Annotated in this window: 18 protein-coding genes and 3 pseudogenes; 14 read left to right on the forward strand and 7 right to left on the reverse strand. The window is 71.5% G+C overall.

The window, feature by feature from the left end; translation table 11 throughout:
- Positions 1-102 precede the first annotated feature (102 nt).
- The 3 genes from ACFY04_RS16960 to ACFY04_RS16970 all read right to left on the reverse strand — a co-directional run bounded on the left by ACFY04_RS16960 (position 103) and on the right by ACFY04_RS16970 (position 3,101).
- A complete protein-coding gene (locus tag ACFY04_RS16960; RefSeq protein WP_389117387.1) occupies positions 103-1,557 on the reverse strand; it encodes a ribonuclease catalytic domain-containing protein in 1,455 nt (484 codons plus the stop codon).
- A 483-nt stretch (positions 1,558-2,040) separates the two neighbouring features.
- Positions 2,041-2,637 carry an NIPSNAP family protein gene (locus ACFY04_RS16965; protein ID WP_389117389.1) on the reverse strand — a complete coding sequence of 199 codons (597 nt, stop codon included), beginning with the start codon at positions 2,635-2,637 and terminating at the stop codon, positions 2,041-2,043.
- The gene (locus ACFY04_RS16970; protein ID WP_389117390.1) at positions 2,634-3,101 is read right to left on the reverse strand and encodes a hypothetical protein; all 468 of its coding nucleotides are present in this window, start codon (positions 3,099-3,101) and stop codon (positions 2,634-2,636) included. The genes ACFY04_RS16965 and ACFY04_RS16970 overlap by 4 nt, the downstream gene beginning before the upstream one ends.
- A 56-nt stretch (positions 3,102-3,157) precedes the next feature.
- Here ACFY04_RS16970 and ACFY04_RS16975 point away from each other — a divergent pair, with 56 nt between their 5' ends.
- From ACFY04_RS16975 to ACFY04_RS17010, 8 genes are all read left to right on the forward strand, one after another.
- Complete coding sequence (locus ACFY04_RS16975; RefSeq protein WP_389117391.1) at positions 3,158-4,087, forward strand: helix-turn-helix transcriptional regulator; 930 nt, start codon at positions 3,158-3,160, stop codon at positions 4,085-4,087.
- Positions 4,088-4,916: 829 nt separating this feature from the next.
- Entirely contained in the window at positions 4,917-5,417 is a 501-nt protein-coding gene (locus ACFY04_RS16980) for a GNAT family N-acetyltransferase (RefSeq protein ID WP_389117393.1), read from the forward strand.
- 315 nt (positions 5,418-5,732) lie between these two features.
- Complete coding sequence (locus ACFY04_RS16985; RefSeq protein WP_158780963.1) at positions 5,733-6,131, forward strand: hypothetical protein; 399 nt, start codon at positions 5,733-5,735, stop codon at positions 6,129-6,131.
- Between the two features lie 249 nt (positions 6,132-6,380).
- Positions 6,381-6,926 (forward strand): (2Fe-2S)-binding protein, encoded by a 546-nt coding sequence (locus ACFY04_RS16990; protein ID WP_389117782.1) that lies wholly within the window; start codon positions 6,381-6,383, stop codon positions 6,924-6,926.
- Complete coding sequence (locus ACFY04_RS16995) at positions 6,923-7,930, forward strand: FAD binding domain-containing protein (RefSeq protein ID WP_389117395.1); 1,008 nt, start codon at positions 6,923-6,925, stop codon at positions 7,928-7,930. Before ACFY04_RS16990 ends, ACFY04_RS16995 begins: the two co-directional genes overlap by 4 nt.
- Before the next feature lie 39 nt (positions 7,931-7,969).
- A complete protein-coding gene (locus ACFY04_RS17000) occupies positions 7,970-10,075 on the forward strand; it encodes a xanthine dehydrogenase family protein molybdopterin-binding subunit (RefSeq protein ID WP_389117397.1) in 2,106 nt (701 codons plus the stop codon).
- A 666-nt stretch (positions 10,076-10,741) separates the two neighbouring features.
- Positions 10,742-11,542, forward strand: a complete 801-nt coding sequence (locus ACFY04_RS17005) for a maleylpyruvate isomerase family mycothiol-dependent enzyme (RefSeq protein ID WP_389117399.1) — start codon at positions 10,742-10,744, stop codon at positions 11,540-11,542.
- Between the two features lie 431 nt (positions 11,543-11,973).
- Positions 11,974-12,612 (forward strand): IS5 family transposase, encoded by a 639-nt coding sequence (locus ACFY04_RS17010; protein ID WP_389117401.1) that lies wholly within the window; start codon positions 11,974-11,976, stop codon positions 12,610-12,612.
- A 109-nt stretch (positions 12,613-12,721) separates the two neighbouring features.
- On the opposite strand, the gene ACFY04_RS17015 is transcribed toward ACFY04_RS17010, so the two are convergent.
- The gene (locus ACFY04_RS17015; protein ID WP_389117403.1) at positions 12,722-13,267 is read right to left on the reverse strand and encodes a hypothetical protein; all 546 of its coding nucleotides are present in this window, start codon (positions 13,265-13,267) and stop codon (positions 12,722-12,724) included.
- Positions 13,268-13,547: 280 nt separating this feature from the next.
- On the opposite strand from ACFY04_RS17015, the gene ACFY04_RS17020 reads away from it, so the two are divergent.
- A complete protein-coding gene (locus ACFY04_RS17020) occupies positions 13,548-14,459 on the forward strand; it encodes a hypothetical protein (protein WP_389117405.1) in 912 nt (303 codons plus the stop codon).
- A gap of 325 nt (positions 14,460-14,784) precedes the next feature.
- On the opposite strand, the gene ACFY04_RS17025 is transcribed toward ACFY04_RS17020, so the two are convergent.
- The 3 genes from ACFY04_RS17025 to rpmB all read right to left on the reverse strand — a co-directional run bounded on the left by ACFY04_RS17025 (position 14,785) and on the right by rpmB (position 16,163).
- Positions 14,785-15,210, reverse strand: coding sequence for a cupin domain-containing protein (locus ACFY04_RS17025; protein ID WP_389117407.1), 426 nt, complete (start codon positions 15,208-15,210; stop codon positions 14,785-14,787).
- A 411-nt stretch (positions 15,211-15,621) separates the two neighbouring features.
- A complete protein-coding gene (gene rpsN, locus ACFY04_RS17030; protein ID WP_389117409.1) occupies positions 15,622-15,927 on the reverse strand; it encodes a 30S ribosomal protein S14 in 306 nt (101 codons plus the stop codon).
- Positions 15,927-16,163: a 50S ribosomal protein L28 gene (rpmB, locus tag ACFY04_RS17035; RefSeq protein WP_389117411.1), complete on the reverse strand. Its 237-nt coding sequence runs from the start codon at positions 16,161-16,163 to the stop codon at positions 15,927-15,929. Before rpmB ends, rpsN begins: the two co-directional genes overlap by 1 nt.
- A 69-nt stretch (positions 16,164-16,232) precedes the next feature.
- Between rpmB and ACFY04_RS17040 the strand changes: the two are divergent.
- The 5 genes and pseudogenes from ACFY04_RS17040 to ACFY04_RS17060 form a co-directional block, all read left to right on the forward strand.
- A pseudogene (locus ACFY04_RS17040) lies at positions 16,233-16,358 on the forward strand (50S ribosomal protein L33); the annotation flags it as partial.
- A 50-nt stretch (positions 16,359-16,408) separates the two neighbouring features.
- A pseudogene (locus ACFY04_RS17045) lies at positions 16,409-16,795 on the forward strand (cobalamin biosynthesis protein CobW); the annotation flags it as partial.
- Between the two features lie 180 nt (positions 16,796-16,975).
- Positions 16,976-17,212: a 30S ribosomal protein S18 gene (gene rpsR, locus ACFY04_RS17050; RefSeq protein WP_389117784.1), complete on the forward strand. Its 237-nt coding sequence runs from the start codon at positions 16,976-16,978 to the stop codon at positions 17,210-17,212.
- Positions 17,213-17,314: 102 nt separating this feature from the next.
- Positions 17,315-17,485 carry a 50S ribosomal protein L32 gene (gene rpmF / locus ACFY04_RS17055; protein ID WP_389117413.1) on the forward strand — a complete coding sequence of 57 codons (171 nt, stop codon included), beginning with the start codon at positions 17,315-17,317 and terminating at the stop codon, positions 17,483-17,485.
- A 76-nt stretch (positions 17,486-17,561) separates the two neighbouring features.
- A pseudogene (locus ACFY04_RS17060) lies at positions 17,562-17,953 on the forward strand (GTP-binding protein); the annotation flags it as partial.
- Between the last annotated feature and the right edge of the window lie 33 nt (positions 17,954-17,986).

The following is a 17,986-nucleotide window of genomic DNA, read 5'->3' on the forward strand; positions in this document are numbered from 1 at the left end:
ACCACGTCATGACGTCCACACACCCCGCACAACGGGCACTGCAGCGTCCAGGAAGGCGAAGCCGACGACCCCACGACCCCGCCGCACAGGTTAAAGATCAAGTTAGGGCACGGTGAAGAGGACTTTGTCGTCGTCTGATGAGGGGTCCGCCCGCTTGAGCCTGGCCCTGACGCTCGCTCCGAGCATAAGTCTCTGGCCGTTGGTCGAGGCGACCTTGGCCAGCACCGCGGGGTCGGCCAGGTACACCTTGCCCTTGAGGGGATCGTTCCGCTCCGCGTCGGTGTCGATGACCGCAGCGTCGAACACCTCGCCCACGCGGTGCATGAGCACCGCGGCCTCCGCCAGGTCCACGGTCTGCCGGTCCGCGACACCTCCCTTCCCCCGTGCCATGTCGCACGGCAGGCAGTGCAGGGCGTCGAGCACCCACTTCGGCGGGGCTTCGTCCGCGCACGCTGCCACGCACAGCTCACCGGTGTACCGGTCGACCAGGCGGCGCAGCGGAGCCGTGCAGTGGGCGTACGGGGCCGCGATCGCCGCGTGCATCGTGTACTCCGGCGTCTGGTAGTCGCGGAAGATGGTGTACTCCGCCTTGAGCATCGTGGTGGTGGCCTCGGTGAGGAAGGCCATGTGCTTCTGCTTCTTCGGATCGAGCCTGCGGACCAGCGCGGCGTACGAGACACCGGGGCCCCAGTCGATGCCCAGGCACTTGGCGACCTCGTGCAGGCGCCTGACCACGTGCTGGTCGGCCTGCTCCTTCTGGGTCCGCAGGATCCCCGTACCGCTGTCGATCATGATCTGGGCCGCGGCCATTCCGGTCATGAGGGAGATCTGCTCGTTCCAGCCCTCCACCGGCAGCGTCGCCACGTAGCTCAGCCGGAACGATCCGTCTTCGAACGTGACCTCCTGATCCGGCAGGTTCACCGAGATGCCCCCGCGCGTGATCTCGACGCTCTCCCGCAGCTTGCCGATCTCGCGCAGCAACGCGACGGACTCCTCGGCCGTGCCGTCCTCGATGGCCTGCTGGACGCCCTGGTAGCTGAGTTTGGCCCGGCTGCGGACCATGGCCCGGCTCACGGACGATTCGGTCACGTTGCCCTCGGCGTCGAGGTCGTGCTGCCACAGGAGGGCCGGGCGGTCCTTGTACGGCAGCAGGCTGGCCGCATCCTCGGAGAGCACGGGCGGGTGCAGGGACACCTTGAGGTCGGGGAAGTAGAGGGTCTCGATCCGGTCATGCGCCTCGGCGTCCAGGGGGCTGCCGGGCCTGACGAACGCGGCCACGTCGGCGACGGCGTAGTAGACGCGGAAGCCGCCGCCGGGCCGCCGCTCCAGGTGCATGGCCTGGTCGAGGTCCTTGGAGGTCGGCGGGTCGATCGTGAAGAACGGCAGGTGGGTGGCGTCCTTGTGGTGCGGTTGCGGTTGGGCCGCTGCCTTGTCGGCCGCTTTGAGTACGCGCTTGGGGAAGGCCAGAGGGACCTTCAGCTCCGCACGGAGCTCCACCAGCGCGGAGCGCAGGGTGTCCAGGGCCTCGTCAGACATGTGCATCGGGCGGCGTCGCATGCCCCGAGCGTAAGGCGGCGGTCACGGACCGGCGCGGCGAGCGGGGCCGGGCGGCGGAGCGGCCCGGAAGGACCGGGGGGACGGTGGACGCGCGGGAAGGGACATCGCCTGGGTTCTGTCCGGCGGATCATGACGGAAGCACAGCGCGCCCGAACGCCGGAGCACACGCTCCAAGGGACGGCGTCCGCAGTTCACGCGCGGGCTCGCGGCGGGCGAGCGCGTAGCAGAGCTCGCAGACCGGCCCGAGCGGCCTGCGGGCACAGACCGGCGAACTGGCCGAGCACAGCGTCGTGCAGGGGGCAGACGAGCGTGGCCGGCAGCTGGTGCACAAGTCCATGTGGCTGCGGCGGCCACCCCGGTGCGTGAGCGCACGGAAGCCCGGGAACGGCGGCGGCAAGGTGTGCAGTGGTCGCCGACAGAGCAGGGCCGGACCTGGGTGCAGGCGCCGACGTTGGCGTGGGCGTGGGCGTGAGCGGCAGGGATTCAGTTTTTGATCACGCTTCGGACGGACCCGCTCGTGAAAGCGCGAGGCTGAGCCGTCACGGGTGCGAGCCGCAGCCGACGGGTCGGCCAGGGCGGGGACTCCGGCGGGCCGAACCAGACCCGGACGTCCTCCCCGGTGCGGACGGGCAGGAGAGGGTAGTCGTTCTCGGCGTGCTCGGTGCGGTGCAGCGCATGGCCCGGGCCCAGGTGCCGGGCGGCGTACGAGTCGAAGGCGGCGGCGTCGGACGGATGGCAGACGGTCGCGACCACCTCACGGGCGCCCGGCTCCGGTGTGAAGCCCGGGCCGCGCAGCAGCAGGACGTCGTCGCTGTCGATCATGGTGGCGTTGGCCGCGTCGCGGTGCTCCCGCCAGACCGGGCCGGTGTAGAAGGCCTCCAGCGAGCGCCGGCGGCGCGTCATGTCAGGAAACGCGCGCAGCCAGACGAAGCGGTCCGGGTCGTCCAGGTCGCGGAACCGGCCGCCGACGGTGATGCCGACCGACTGCTGGCCGGTCACGAACTCGCGCTCGAACAGCTCGATCAGCGTCTCGCGGGCTCCGGGGTGGAGCGTGTACTGCCGGAGTTCGACCATGCTCATGCGCCGGCGCTCCCGGTGCGGGTGAGGTCCATGATCCAGTTGAGCTCCCAGGTGCGGCCGTCGTCGCAGGAGAACTCCTGCTCCCAGCGGGCGGTGTCCGGGCCGAGGCGGTGCCAGGTGAAGTGCACCCCGATCGGGCGGCCGTCGTAGGTGTCCTCGCCGTGGAAGTCCCCGCGGTCGCCGGTGAAGCCGCCGGCCACCGGCGGATCCAGGCGGCCCGTCCGGCTGTCGGACCAGTGGATCGACCAGTGCCCCGTCTCGCGGTCGAACAGCCGCAGGGTCACGCCCTGACGGCCGAGTGTCGGGAAAGTGATCTCGTCGATGTTGCCGGCACCCCCGAACAGCGGCCGGACCACCGCGTGACCGGGGAACTCCACCCAGGTGGCGGGGCCTGAGCCGAGCGGTGCGGTGAGACGGCGGTTGGCCACGTCCCAGGAGCCGTGCAGGAAGTCGAAGTCGTCCATGCGCCGCACGCTAGGGGCACTCTCCTGACATCCAGTGTCAGTGGATACTGAGCGGCATGCGCGCGAGCCGACTGGTCACCCTGCTTCTCCTGCTACAGAACCGGGGCCGGATGACGGCCCAGCAGCTGGCCGGGGAACTGGAGGTATCCGTCCGTACGGTCTACCGGGACGTCGAGGCGCTCGGCGCCGCCGGTATCCCGCTGTACGGCGCGGCTGGACACGCGGGCGGCTACCGGCTGGTCGACGGCTACCGGACCCGGCTCACCGGACTGACCCCGGACGAGGCGCAGGCCGCGTTCCTCGCCGCACTCCCCGGCGCCGCCGCCGAGCTCGGCCTCGGCAAGGCGCTCGCCACCGCCCAGCTCAAGCTGCGGGCCGCCCTTCCGGCCGAGCTGCGCGAGCACGCCGGACGGATCCAGAAATGCTTCCTGCTCGACGCCCCCGGCTGGTACGGCGATGCCGACCGTACGCCTCACCTGGCCTCGGTCGCCGCCGCGGTGTGGGCGCGGCGGGCGGTGGTACTGAGGTACCGGCGCTGGCGGGCGCCGGAGGAGATCGAGCGGCGGGTGGAACCGTACGGGCTCGTGCTCAAGGCCGGCCGCTGGTACTCGGTCGCGGGCGGGCCGTCCGGGATCCGCACCTACCGGGTCGACCAGATCCTCGGAGTCCGGCCGCTGGAGGAGCAGTTCGTCATTCCGGACGGGTTCGACCTGGCCGGGCACTGGAACAGTCATCTGGCCGGCTTCCGAGCCCGGCTGCACACCGGGGAGGCCCTGGTGCGGCTCACCCCGGAGGGTGCCCGCCGCCTCGGTGTGACACCCACGGGGGACGGATGGACGGAGGCCCGGGTGCCCATCGAGTCGATCGCCCACGCCCACGGGGAGTTCCTGCGCCTGGGCGCCGACGTCGAGGTCGTGGCACCGGTCGAACTGCGCGACCTCATCACCGCGACCGTACGGACCCTGGTCTCCCGCTACGAGAGTTGAACCTGGGCAAGGGGTTCTCCCGACCGGGAAGCTCTCGCTGTTCGAGCAGTTCGCCGACGGGCTCCGCATCCGCGGCCATGCCCGCAGGCCCTGGGAACCCGCGCCCGAGACCTCAGCACCAGCCATCAACAATCGGCCCGCGGACACCGGTTGCCTCCAGGCGATCGCCGCGTTCCGCAGCCCGGACCGCCAAAGCGGTGGCGGCCGGTTCCACGTGGCCGTGACCGGGCACCTGACGGACCGGATCACCGCCCATCCACACTGCTGGCGGCCCGGGTGTCTTCCCGGCATCCGCGGCTCTCACCGAGAGGGCCGGCCGAATGGCCCACGGCTGCCCCCGACGGCGTCGAAACGGGTGGACGGGCGCCTCGGCGTGATCGAGAATGCCCGGCATGACGACTTGAAGAGCACCGGCCGGGCGGCAGCATTGGCGCAAGGTCACGACCTGGGACACGGTCCCCGACGGGGACCGACGGGTCTGCGCCGCCTGCGGGACGCCCGTCCGCTCGTACCAGTACCGCTACCATCCGCCCGAGTCCGCCCTGTTCGAGCGGTGCATCGGATTCGCCTGGTGCTCGGGGTGCCGGATCTATGCGGGGAACATGGTGTACATCCACCGGAAGCGCGTCCTCGTCGACGCCCTCGCTTCGCTCCCCCGCGAACAACGGGAACGGATCGCCCGTTCGGAAACACGGTTGATCGAGTTCCTGGACCGCCGGATCCGAGACGGACGGTGACCGGTGCCGCGGGGCCCCGGCCGGGCGCCCGGCGCGGCGGCCCGCGCAAAATTCCCAGGTGGCAGCGATGACAGGTCTCGTACAGTGCTGCGATGTCGACTGTACGCGTGATGACCGAAGCCGATGTCGCGGCTGTCTCAGAGATACGGGTGACCGGCTGGAAGGCCGCGTATGCCGGGATCGTGCCCCCGTCCTACCTCGATCGCATGACGGTCGAAGCAGATGCGCACCAGCGCAGGCAGTACTTCACCAGGCCGGACAAGGCCACGATCGATCTGGTGGCGGTGGACGCCCGGGGTGGGGTGGTGGGCTGGGCGTGCCTCGGACCCTCCTCCACGGCCGCGGGTGAGCTCTACGCTCTGTACGTTCAGCCCTCCCTCATCGGGGCCGGCATCGGTCGCACGCTCCTCCGGGCCGTGCACGCCAGTGCTCTGGCCCGTGGTTTCGGCTCGGTCCTGCTGTGGGTGCTCACCGACAACACCCGGGCGCGCCGGTTCTACGAACGAGCCGGCTACGCCGCTGACGGTGCCGTCCAGGCCGACGACTACGACGGGGTGTCCATCACCGAGGTTCGATACCGTCTCACCCTGTAGCGGGGCTCCATGCCGTGGCCTGAGGGGGGTACGCGGCCCGGTCGAAGCGGTGCTGCGGCGCTGGCCGGATTGCGGCTGGACAGTCGGCCGGAGCCGCCGGAGCATGGCGCGCAGGTGCGAGGCCTTTCCAGCGGAAGGACCGTCAGGATGAACGCGGACGACGGGAAAACAGGCGGCCGGCGGCCTTGGCAGCGGTCGCCCGCGAACGGCAACCCGGGACCGGTGGGACCGGGAGGCCCCGGTGCGCCGGGAGAACTCCCCCACGAGCCGATTCCCCCCGGCGCGCGGATGCCGGACGCCGTACGGAGCCTGCGTGTGCTGATGATGGTCCTGGGCGGCGGGCAGGCCCTCCTCGGAGTCGCTCTGGTGACCAACAGCGTGGCCGTCGCCACATCCATCTGGGGCGACGGTGACGCCTCCACCCCGTGTTGCACCACGCCGGGCGAGGATCATGCCGGGATGGTCGTGTTCGCCGGCTTACTCGTCCTCGCGGTCTCCGCATGGGGTGTCACCGCCGCCCTCAAGTTCCCCACGCGCCACCGGAATCTGCGTGTGTCCGCCTTCGCCTACGGGTGGACGGCCCTGCCCTTCAGTTGGGCGTTCTTCCAGGTGATACCCCTGCTGGGATTCGCCTGGCTCGTGCCGGCGGTCCTGGCGATCGTCCGCCCTAACCAGCCGGAAAGCCGTGCCTGGTTCAACCATCGGCCCCTGTGACACCGGGAGGCAGCGCGACGGCGTGCGCGACGCCACCGGGCGACCGCAGGACGGGCGAGGCCGGCCGGTCGGCCGCTTGCGGTCGCAGCCCTGCCGACGGACTGCCGGATCGGTCCGGCGCCCGGGCCCACCGCCCCACCGCCACGCACCCGCTTGTCCCACACGGGAGGTGTGAGATCCGCCCCGGCCGGTTATCCGAGGGGAGGTCTATCGATATTCCTGGGCAAAGGGGCAACAGTGGCGCATCCAATGCAGGAGACCCGCTCCAGCGTCGGGCTGCATGTGAACGGCCGGCGGTACGAGCTCGACGTGGACCACCGGGTCACCCTCCTGGACCTGCTGCGGGAGCACCTCGGCCTGACCGGCGCCAAGAAGGGCTGTGACCACGGCCAGTGCGGCGCCTGCACCGTCCTGGTCGGCGGCCGGCGCGCCAACAGCTGCCTGCTGCTCGCCGTCGCCCACGACGGCACCCGGGTCACCACCGTGGAGGGGCTGGGCGGCGACGGAACAGGCGGTCTGCACCCACTGCAGGAGGCCTTCATCGAACGGGACGCCTTCCAGTGCGGCTACTGCACCCCCGGCCAGCTCTGCTCCGCCGCCGGCCTGCTCGCCGAGGCGGCCGCCGACCCCGGGGCCGCGGACCTCAGCCGGTCCGGGATCGCCGAGGCGATGAGCGGCAACCTGTGCCGCTGTGGCGCGTACCCCCGCATCGTGGACGCCGTACGGGACGTGGCCGCGGTCTCGCAGGCCGATGCCCCGGCCCAGGCTCCCGGTGACGGGCGGGTGGTCGCGTGAAGCCGTTCGCGTACGTGCGGGCCACCGGCCTCGCCGAGGCCATCGCCGCCCACGGCGCGCGGCCCGGCTCCCGGTACCTCGGCGGCGGCACCAACCTCGTGGACCTCATGAAGCTCGGGGTCGAAGCCCCCGACACCCTCGTCGACCTGGCCGGCCTGCCGCTCGGCTCCGTCGAGGAGACCGCGGACGGCGGCCTGCGGATCGGCTCCGGAGTACGGGGCAGCGACGTCGCGCGCCATCCCCTCGTCCGCACCCGCTACCCCGCCCTGTCCCAGGCGCTCCTGGCCGGTGCCTCGGCCCAGCTGCGCAATGTCGCCACCACCGGCGGCAACCTGCTCCAGCGCACCCGCTGCCCCTACTTCCAGGACGTGGCCAAACCCTGCAACAAGCGGGAGCCCGGCACCGGCTGCGGCGCCCGCGACGGAGTCCACCGGGACCACGCCGTCCTCGGCCACTCCCCGCAGTGCATCGCCACCCACCCGTCCGACATGGCCGTGGCACTCGTCGCGCTCGACGCGGCCGTCGAACTCCAGGGCCCCGACGGCGCCCGTACGGTGCCCGCGACCGCTTTCCACCGGCTGCCGGGCGACCACCCCGAACGGGACACCGTCATCGAGCCCGGCGAGATCGTCACGGCGGTCACGCTCCCGCCGGAGCGCGCCGGCCTCCCGTCGCGCTACCGCAAGGCCCGCGACCGCGCCTCGTACGCCTTCGCGCTCGTCTCCGTCGCCGCCGTGCTCGACATCTCCGGGGGACGCGTCCGCCATGTAGCGCTCGCCTTCGGCGGGCTCGCCCACCGCCCCTGGCGCGCCACCGCCGCCGAGGAAAGGCTGCTGGGCGCCGCCCCCATGGAGAGCGCCGTGCGGGAGGCCGTCGAGGCCGAGCTCGACTCGGCGGAGCCGCTGCGCGACAACGCCTTCAAGGTCCCCCTCGCCCGCAACCTCGCCTGCGACGTGCTCAACTCCCTCTCCGGGAGTCCCCTCTCCCGCGGCTCCCGCTCCTGACACCTCCCTCCGCCCCGCCCCCGATCGCGAGGACCCGCCATGGACTCCAGCCCCGCCGCCCCGGCGACCGCCCTCGGCAGCCCCGCCACCCGCCTGGAGGGCCGGGAGAAGGTCACCGGAAAGGCCCGCTACGCAGCCGAGTACACCCTGCCGGACCGGGCGTACGCATGGCCGGTGCCCGCCACCGCGGCCCGCGGACGCGTCACCGCCGTCGACACCGCCGACGCACTCGCTCTGCCCGGCGTCCTCTCCGTCCTCACGCCCTACGACGCGCCCCGGCTGGGCCCCTGCGACGACCCCACCCTCCGCGTGCTCCAGGACCCCGAAGTGCCCCACCGCGGCTGGTATGTGGCCCTGGCCGTCGCCGAGACCCCGGAGGCCGCCCGGGCCGCGGCGGCGGCCGTCCGCGTCCGCTACGACTCCGAGCCCCACGACGCCGTACTGCACACCGGCCACCCGGCCGCCTACACCCCCGAACAGGTCAACGGCGGCTATCCGGCCCATCGCGAGAAGGGTGACGCGGCCGCCGCGTTCGCCGCCGCGCCGGTCCGGGTGGACTGCGCGTACGCCGTACCGCCGCTGCACAACCACCCCATGGAGCCGCACGCCGCCACCGCCCACTGGGACGCCGACGCCGCCACCCTCACCGTGTACGACTCCAGCCAGGGGTCCGGACTCGTACGCTCCACACTGGCCTCCCTCTTCGGGCTGCCCGCAGAACGCGTCACGGTGGTCTCCGAACACGTCGGCGGTGCCTTCGGCTGCAAGGGCACCCCCCGCCCGCACGTCGTCCTCGCCGTCATGGCCGCACGGCACACCGGCCGTCCCGTCACCCTCGCCCTGCCCCGGCGCCACCTCGCGGCCGTCGTCGGCCACCGCGCGCCCACCCTGCACCGCGTGCGCCTGGGCGCCCGTACGGACGGCACGCTCACCGCCCTCGCCCACGAGGTCACCACCCACACCTCCCGCGTCCGGGAGTTCGTCGAACAGGCCGCCGTCCCCGCCCGCGTCATGTACGCCGCGCCCGCCCTCCTCACCACCCACCGCGTCGTGCCCCTCGACGTGCCCACGCCCTCCTGGATGCGGGCGCCCGGCGAGTGTCCCGGCATGTACGCCCTGGAGTCGGCCATGGACGAGCTGGCCTGCGCCCTCGGCATCGACCCGGTCGAGCTGCGCGTCCGCAACGAGCCCGGCGCAGAACCCGACAGCGGCCACCCGTTCAGCAGCCGCCATCTGGTGGAATGCCTGCGTGAGGGGGCCGCCCGGTTCGACTGGGCCGCGCACCGCACGCCGCGCCAGGACGGCCCGCTGCTGATCGGGACCGGGGTCGCCGCCGCCACCTACCCGGTGTACGTCGCCCCCTCCTCGGCGCGGGCGCACGCCCTCCCCGACGGTACGTACCTCGTGCAGACCAACGCCACCGACCTCGGCACCGGCGCCCGCACCGTCCTGGCGCAGATCGCCGCCGACGCGCTGCGGGTCGCCCTGGACCGGGTGACGGTGGAGATCGGGCACTCCGCGCTGCCGCAGGGCTCGGTGGCCGGCGGCTCGGCCGGTACGGCCTCCTGGGGCTGGGCGGTCCACGACGCCTGCACAAGCCTGGTCGCCCTGCTCGCCCGCCGCTCCGGCCCGATCCCGGAAGCCGGAGTGTCCGTCCCTGCCGATACGACGGCCTCCGCCAAGCAGAAGTCCCCGTACGCCAGGCAAGCGTTCGGCGCCCACTTCGCGGAGGTGCAGACCGACACCGTCACGGGCGAGGTCCGGGTCCGCAGGCTCCTGGGCGTCTTTGCCGCGGGCCGCATCCTGAACCCGCTCACCGCCCGCTCCCAGTTCGTCGGCGGCATGGTCATGGGTCTGGGCATGGCCCTCACCGAACACAGCACCATGGACCCGGCTTTCGGGGACTTCACCGAGAACGACCTCGCCGCCTACCACGTCCCCGCCCACGCCGACGTGCCCGACATCGAGGTGCACTGGCTGGACGAGCACGACAAGCACCTCAACCCGATGGGCGGCAAGGGCATCGGCGAGATCGGCATCGTCGGCACGGCGGCAGCCATCGGCAACGCCTTCCACCACGCGACCGGCTGCCGGATCCGCGCACTCCCCCTCACCCCGGACCGCGTCCTGGCGGCCCTCGGCTGAGGAGGACCGGGCGACCGCGGGGCGCGCGGAGCGGCCTGGGCGAGCCGTCCCGCCCGCGCGGGCGCGTGCACGGAGAGGAAACGAGCTGCACGCGCCCGGCCATGCCAACCAAAAGCCCGGCGTGACCGGCTCGACGCGGGCGAGCTCGTCGCCGGCGAGCTCGTCGCGCTGGCGGTACACGAGGTGAATCGGGCCAGCTGATCCGAGTACCGGCCACGCATCTCGGAACCTGACCTGCGGGGCAGCCTGCCCATCGGGCTGCCCCGGCTCTGGCACCGCGGGGGGCTCGCCGAGCTGCGGCCGCCCGGGAGTGGCCTCAGTGGCTGTTGTTGTTCCGAACTTGAGGAGTGCTGGTCGAACGGGAGTCACCTGAACTCCCGACCCTACCGGTCCTCCCCCGCCGTCGTGACCTCCGCGTCCATCACATCGAGCGGCAGCATGACCGCGCGCACCGGGTGGACGTCACGTCGCCGAGGTGCCTGGTCGCACCGCGAGGCCAGAGCACCCACAGGCACGACGCCTGGCGTACCGCCACCATCAGCGTCCTCGCAGCAGTGCGCAGCTTGTCACCCGAGCGGTGGGAGGCGAGGACGTCCGCAATGGCCAACCGGCGGCGACTGTGAAAATCGCTGTCCGATCACCGGAGCACGGTGATAGACATCCGGCGTGGAAAAGAATCTTGAGTTCCCTGACCTGTTGCGACTGATCGATGAACGGTCGACCGCCTTCCGCGCCGTGGTCGCCGCCGCGCCCGGTCTCGACGCGCAGGTGCCGACCTGCCCCGGGTGGACGCTGTTCGATCTGGTGAAGCACCTGGGTGGGGGAGACCGTTTCTGGGCCGCCATCGTCGGCGCGGGGTCTGCCGACGCTCCCCCGGCCGAGGCCGTCGCCGCGCGCGCCGCGCTGGAAGTGCCGCAGGAGCGTGAGGCCCTGCTGGCCTGGCTGGACGCGTCGACGCAGCTTCTGCTGGGCGCCCTGCGCGCGGCGGGACCGGAGAGCGGTTGCTGGACGTGGTGGCCCGCGTCGCAGTCACCGCAGACCGCCGGCGGCACCGCCCGGCACCGGGTCCAGGAGACCGCGGTGCACACCTACGACGCCCAGCTCGCCGGGGGCGCCCCGCAGCCGCTGCCGGTCGAGCTGGCACTCGACGGTGTGGAGGAGTTCCTGTTCACCGTCTGCGCAACGCCGAGTGCCTGGCCGCACAAGCCCACGGCCTTCGACTTCCACGCCGCCGAGGGCCGCTCCTGGCGCCTCACCGTCGACGGCGACGGCGCACGCACCACCCGCATCCCCGCGCCCACCGCCGCGACCGGCGAAGACTCGGACGCAGCCGGCGCCTCCGTCCACGGCACGGCCAGTGAGCTGGTCCTCTACCTGTACGACCGGATCCAGGCCGACTCCTTGCACGTTGACGGAGACTCAGGGCTGCTCGACCTGCTCCGCGCCTGGGAGCCGGAGGAGAGGTAGGACGTAGCGGGGCGGTTGGCCGCGCCTCGAGCCGGTAAGACACGACTCTTCGCCAGGTTCGTCAGTCGCGGCACCGGGCTCAAACCCGCGAGGCGGCCTCGGGGCGTCACCAAGCCGACCGTCTACCTGGATGGCAGTGCGAATTTGTCCGTCCCAGCGATCACGAGAAGCGACGCGACTGTCGTCGTCCCGATCTCGTCGAGAAGTCAGTCGATCGGGTGACTGCGGCGGCTGCCGTGCATGAGAGCAGGGCCTCTTGGTAGCTCGAAGGGTGTCGAAGCCAACGTGCGGTCCAGGAGGTCCTGTTGTCGCATTTCTACGGCAACGCGGGAGTGGGGTCCACTTCAGCCACTCTCGCGTGTGACTGTCTGGCTCACAGGTTCGGGAACGCCAGAGACCACGGGGCGCGCGAGCGTCGGTATCCCACCGACATGTCGGACGCCGAGTGGGCGGTGGTCCGGCCACTGCTGCCGGTGCCGGGCTGGCTGCGGGGCCGGGGCGGGCAACCGGAGGCTTATTGCCACCGCGCGATGCTGGACGCGATCCGCTACCTGGTCGACAACGGCACGAAGTGGCGGGCCATGCCTGCCGACTTCCCACCGTGGGACCGGGTCTACGCGTTCTTCCGGCGCTGGCGCAACCACGATCTGGTCCGCGAGTTCCACGACCGGCTCCGCCGCCTGGTCCGCGAGCGGGCCGGGCGGGACTCGGAGCCGGGCGCGGGCGTGATCGACTCGCAGTCGGTCAAAGCGGACGCGGTCGTCGGCTCTGACAGCCGTGGCTTCGACGGCGGCAGGCTGATCAACGGGCGCAAGCGGCACGTCGTGGTCGACACCCTTGGCCTGCTGCTCGCGGTGATGGTCACCGCAGCGGATGTGGGCGACCGCGCTGCGGCCCAGGTCCTGCTCACCCAGGTCACTGCCGCGCACCACCTGCTGGCCCTGGTCTGGGCCGACGGCGGATACACCGGCAGCCTCGTCGAGTACTGCCTCGCGGCTCTCGCCCTGGTCCTCGCCATCGTCAAACGCAGCGACGACATGCGCGGCTTCGTCGTGCTGCCCAAGCGGTGAATCGTCGAGCGGTTCTTCGCCCACCTGATGCGAAGTCGCCGTCTCGTGCGCGACTTCGAGCGTTCCATCGCCAGCGCGGAGGCGATGGTCTACTGGTCGATGACGATGCTCATGACCCGCCGCGTTGCCCGGCCACGTCCTTCGCGAGCGTGAATCGGCCAGGTGCCGGCTCAATCAGCCAGCCGCGCGCCGTCAGCCGCTTGGCCTTCGATCGCAGTGCCTCCACCTTTCCCGGTACGCGGTCCAGGCCGAAGCAGGCGGCCATCTCCTGGCACGTCAACGCTCCTTGACCGAGTCGGTTACGGTCGCTGAGGGCCTGCAGGATGCGCTGGTAGTCCACCGACAGCGCCGACCAGGCCAGCCCCGCGCGCCACACCGGCACCATTGTTTTCGGCTTCGCCGCCTCCGCCGGTTCGGGCCGCGCCGGTTGCACACCGGGAGCCGGCAGACCCTCGGAGGCGGCGGGGCCGACGACGGCGTCGTTGCCCGGGGCCAGTACCGCGCCAACGCGTGAGCGGGCGATGACCCACTCGTTCCACTCCCGCTCAGCCAAGGCCAGCTCCGCCTGGAGGCGGTCGGCCTCCTCCCGCAGATCGTCGACACGACGGCGAGCGGTGAGCTCACGCTGTTCCAGCAGTCCCACGACCGACGGCATCCTCGACCTCCACCAAAGCAACGACACGACACGACACCACTGCCACGAGACCGCCGACCCTATGCCTGACCAGCGAGAACGCAGTCCTCAAGCCCGGAAAGACAACAACCTCTCACCCTGGCGAGATCTGTTCGGCTTTGCCGGACCGGCGTGGCCCACACGGCTGGTGAGGGCCAAAGCAGGGCATGCCTTCTGTCGGAGTCGCGACTCATGAGGGGGCGGGCCGATGACGGTCAATACCGGGCTCGGGCACGGACGTACGGGAAGGGGCGCCAGCGTCATGCTGCGACTGGCTTCGGTGGCTGCCGGCGTGGCGGTGGCCGCGCTCCTGGTCGCCGACTTCCGGCTGACCGGTTCGGCAGGCCAACAGGTACTCGCGGTGGCGCTGATGGCCACCTTCGTGAGCGCAGGCATATGGGCGGTGTCAAGCCTGACGGCTCTCCTGATGCGGCCGTCCCTGCGACAGGCCAGGGAGCTCCTCGCGGAGGAGCCCGACCTCTGGGGCTCAGACCGGGAGTTCTTCGCCCCGGTGCGTCGTCTGATGCTCCTCGGCGTGCTGCAGACCCTGGTCAACCTGCTGGTCCTGCCCACCGTGTATCCGCTCACCCTCTGGGCCGGCGTACGGATCTGCGGCGCCGCAGGTCTGTCTGCGCGCCTGGCCGGACTGTGGCCGGTCTTCGTCTCGGGGCTGCTGGTCGCGGCCGTTGCCACCACGGTGGGGACCTTCTTCGCCCTGTTCCGCCGTCGCACCAGCCGCGCGGCCGCGCGCTCGCTGGCCGCCGTACTGCTCAATGCCGCCGGACTCGCGCTCGCCGCGCTCGTCCTGGACGGCGTCCGGCTCGACTCTGCGCCGGGGTGGCGGCAGGCGCTCGCCCTGTGTGCCGCGGCGTCCCTCTTCATGCTGCCGCGCATCACGCTGTCCCTGCCCGTACCGGGAGTCGCCTCGATCGTCCTCGTCGCCTACCACTGCCTGGTGTTGTGGCTGATCTGCGCGGCCTTCGCGTTCGTGGACCCCCAGCTTCACGCCGACGGCTTCTGGCAGCTGGCCGGAGCCGCCGCGATCATGTGGGCGGCCGAGTGGCCCGCACGCCTGGCCGTCCGGCGGGCGCAGGGAGCCGCCGCTCAGCCGGCTCCCGTCCTGCCCGATCCGTTCCCGCCGGATCACGGGTTTCCCACCGGCCCGCTGTACTGAGGTCCCCGGCCTGTCGTGTCGTCGGCCCCGCACTCCCCACAGGCCGCATGGTCTGCTCGGCACGGGGAACACACCTCGTGTACGCGGCGCTGCGGCCGAGCGGGAAGTCTGGCGCGACCTGAAGTCTCGCTGCCGGGGCGGAAGTTCACGAGTGGCCCGGCTGCCATGGATCGCAGAATCACTGCCACGCGCGTCTCGGCGTGCTGGGTGATGGGGGGATCGCCGCAGCCGCGCGCCGCCGTAGGGCTGACCCCTCAGGACCCGCGGCGCACCCGGACCCCTCGGAGGCTCGACCTGCCGGGGGCGCTCGGTGTCACCCTCGGCATCACGCCGATCGTGCACGCCGATCGTGTTCGTGCCGCTCCAGGTACCGGAGTTCGGCCGGCTCTCGCCCGGCATCCTGATCGGTGCGGCAGCCGGTGCCGACCTCCCGGGAGTCTTCGAGCTCGTCTTCTCGGAGTTCCACGATCACGAGTGTGCCCCGGCTTTCGGGGCCGACCGCGTGAGTGGTTCCTGCCGGCATCATGTAGAGCTCGCCGGCACTTACCGGAATGGTTCGGCCGCCGACTTCGAGTCGGAGCTGCCCGTCGAGGACGAGCAGGGCCTCGGGTGTTCCGTGGCTCTCAGGCTCCACGGGCATTTCGTCCATCCTCAGCAGCTTCACGCAGGCGGTACCCACCTCCCCCAGCACCAGCGAACGCCACCCTTCCGGGAGATCCGCTGCGGTGTTCATCAGGTTGATCAGGGTCACGACACACTTCTCCTTCCCGGCCCGGCGGAACGTCCACCGGCCGCCTTCCGATGCCTCAGAAACTACGTGACCTGCACTGTTGGTTGGTCGACCGATGGGTAAAGTCTGGCAACCCACAGCTGTTGATCCTCCGGATCCTCGTCTCCGGGTCCGGCCGGAGATCCGCTGTCCCGGGCCTGACGAGTCGTGGGGAGGGACGGGAAGAACCTGCTGACCGAGGTCACCGACCGGCGCGGCTCGACCGTGTGGAAGGCAGCCGGGCCGCACCGCACGCAGCGGTGACGGCCGGGCGCGGTACGGACGCCACGGTGACGGGGAAGCGGCTTCCGCATGTACCGCGCCGAATCGGCCGACGACGCGTGGGCCCACACCTCGCCGGAGATGCGGACCCACGCACACTCACTGCGGTGACTACCAGGACGACTTGGTGACTCCGGGCAGGAATCCGGCGTGCGCCTGCTCACGCATCCGGACGCGCGAGAGCCCGAACTTCCGCAGGTACCCGCGGGGCCGGCCATCCACGCTGTCCCGGTTACGCACCCGGGTGGCGCTCGCGTTGCGGGGCTGCCTGCGCAGCTCCGCCAGCGCCGCGCCCCGCTCCGTCTCCGTCGAGGACGGACGCCGGACGACCTCTTTCAGTGCGGCGCGCCGGGCTGCGTACCGCTCGACGATCGCCTTGCGCTTCTCGTTCTGCGCGATCTTGCTCTTCTTGGCCATCAGCCCTTCACCCCCCGGGCGCGGATCCGCGCCACCGCGGCTTCGACGCCGATCACGTCGACGGTCTTGATCGCTTTCGCACTCAGCGTCAGGCGGATGTGACGTCCCTCGCTCGGCAGCCAGTAGCGCTTGCGCTGGATGTTGGGGTCGAAGCGGCGGGACGTACGCCGGTGCGAGTGGGAGATGTTGTTGCCGAAGCCCGGCTTCGCGCCGGTCAGCTGACAGTGGGCGGACAAGGTGCTACCTGCCCCTCTCTGGACGGGAGTGGTTATTGGAAATGATTTCCATTCCCGTATAGTAGCGGCATGGCACGCACCGAACTACGCCCGATCGTCAAACTCCGCTCCACCGCGGAAAGCGGCTACACGTGCCGCATGGTGCTGCGCTCGTTCGACCCGGAGGTCAGCCGTCACGTCGGCTTCCGCAACAAGGCCGCCGCCGGCCGCGTCGAGCGCTTCCAGCGCCGCTACGGGAGCAAGCCGTGACCCTGCCCGTCGTCATCGTCGGCGGGCTCCACGCGGACGCCCGCAAGGAGGTCGTGAACCGGCTGCTGCACGCCGTACCCGGCAGCGTCGCCCTGCACCACAACCTCGCAGCTGCACCGGCGGGCACGGTGCTGCGCTCGGTGCGCGACGCCTCGGGCGAGCTGTCCCAGAGCGAGGCGCCCCTCGTCGACGACTGCGCCTGCTGCGCGCTGCGCGAGGACCTGGTCCCCGAGCTGGAACGAATGGCCGACAGCGGCCTGACCCGGCTGGCGGTCGTCGAACTGTGGGACTCCGTCGAGCCCAAGGCGATGGCCGAAGTCGTCACCGCGCACGGCGCCGACGCACTCGACCTCAACCAGCACCTCGTCTTCACCTCCCCCGCCTCGACCGCGAAGGGCTGGCGGAGCTCCTCGAGTCGTGCCTGCTCACCGACGTCGAATACGCGGCGGGACCCGCGGCGTGGAAATCCCTCCCCGCCGCCTTCGATTCCCTCCTCGGCTCCGTCTCCTGACCACCCGACTCACCGACTCACCGACTCACCGACTCACCGACAAGGAACACACGTGGCCCGCCGGCAAACACCCCACAAACCGCTCAAGTCCCGCCCGAACCCACTCGACGCAGCGAAGATCACGTACATCGACTACAAGGACACCGACCTGCTGCGGAAGTTCATCTCCGACCGCGGCAAGATCCGCAGCCGCCGCGTCACCCGCGTCACCGCCCAGCAACAGCGACAACTCGCTGCCGCGATCAAGAACGCCCGCGAAATGGCCCTGCTCCCGTACGGCTCCCGATAGGCCGCGGCGGAAACCCGCCGGCGGCACCAGCCATTTCCTGCCGCCGCCAACCTGGCGGCGACCCTTCACACGACAACACCCCGACTCACCCAGGAGATACCGATGGCAGTCCCGAAGCGGAAGATGTCCCGGAGCAACACCCGCCACCGCAGGGCCCAGTGGAAGGCCATGACCCCACAGCTCGCCCCGATCACGGTCGACGGCTCGGTGTACCAGGTGCCGCAGCGCCTGGTGAAGGCGTACGAGCGCGGCCTGCTCCGCCCCGAGGGCTGAGCGGCCCATGACCACGTACGTCCCACTGCCCGTGACCGTCCTGTCCGGGTTCCTCGGCGCGGGAAAGACCACCCTGCTGCCTGTCGCCGCCACCTTCCCCTTCCCCCGTGACGGCGCCACCCTCGGCGACCTCGCCAGGCTCGACACGATGGTCACCGTCGTCGACGCGGCGAACCTCCTGCCGGAACTCGCGGCGGCGACGAACTCGCCGCTCGCGGGCTCGACCAGTACGAGGACGACGAACGCACCGTCAGCGACCTCCTCGTGGACCAGATCGAGTTCGCCGACGTCATCGTCCTCAACAAGCCCGGCCTGGTCGGACCGGACCAGGCCGCCCGGCTGCGCGCCGCCTTCGCCCGCCTCAACCCCGAGGCCCGGGTCGTTCCCGCCGTACGCGGACACGTAGCGCTCGACCAGGCCCTGGGCACCGGCCTGCTCGACCTCGAACGGGCCCAGGAGGCTCCCGGCACGAACACGCCGCCCCCGAGGCGGCCTGAAACT

The organism is Streptomyces sp. NPDC001549 (assembly GCF_042894025.1).
In the GTDB taxonomy this organism is placed as follows: Bacteria; Actinomycetota; Actinomycetes; order Streptomycetales; family Streptomycetaceae; genus Streptomyces; species Streptomyces kutzneri.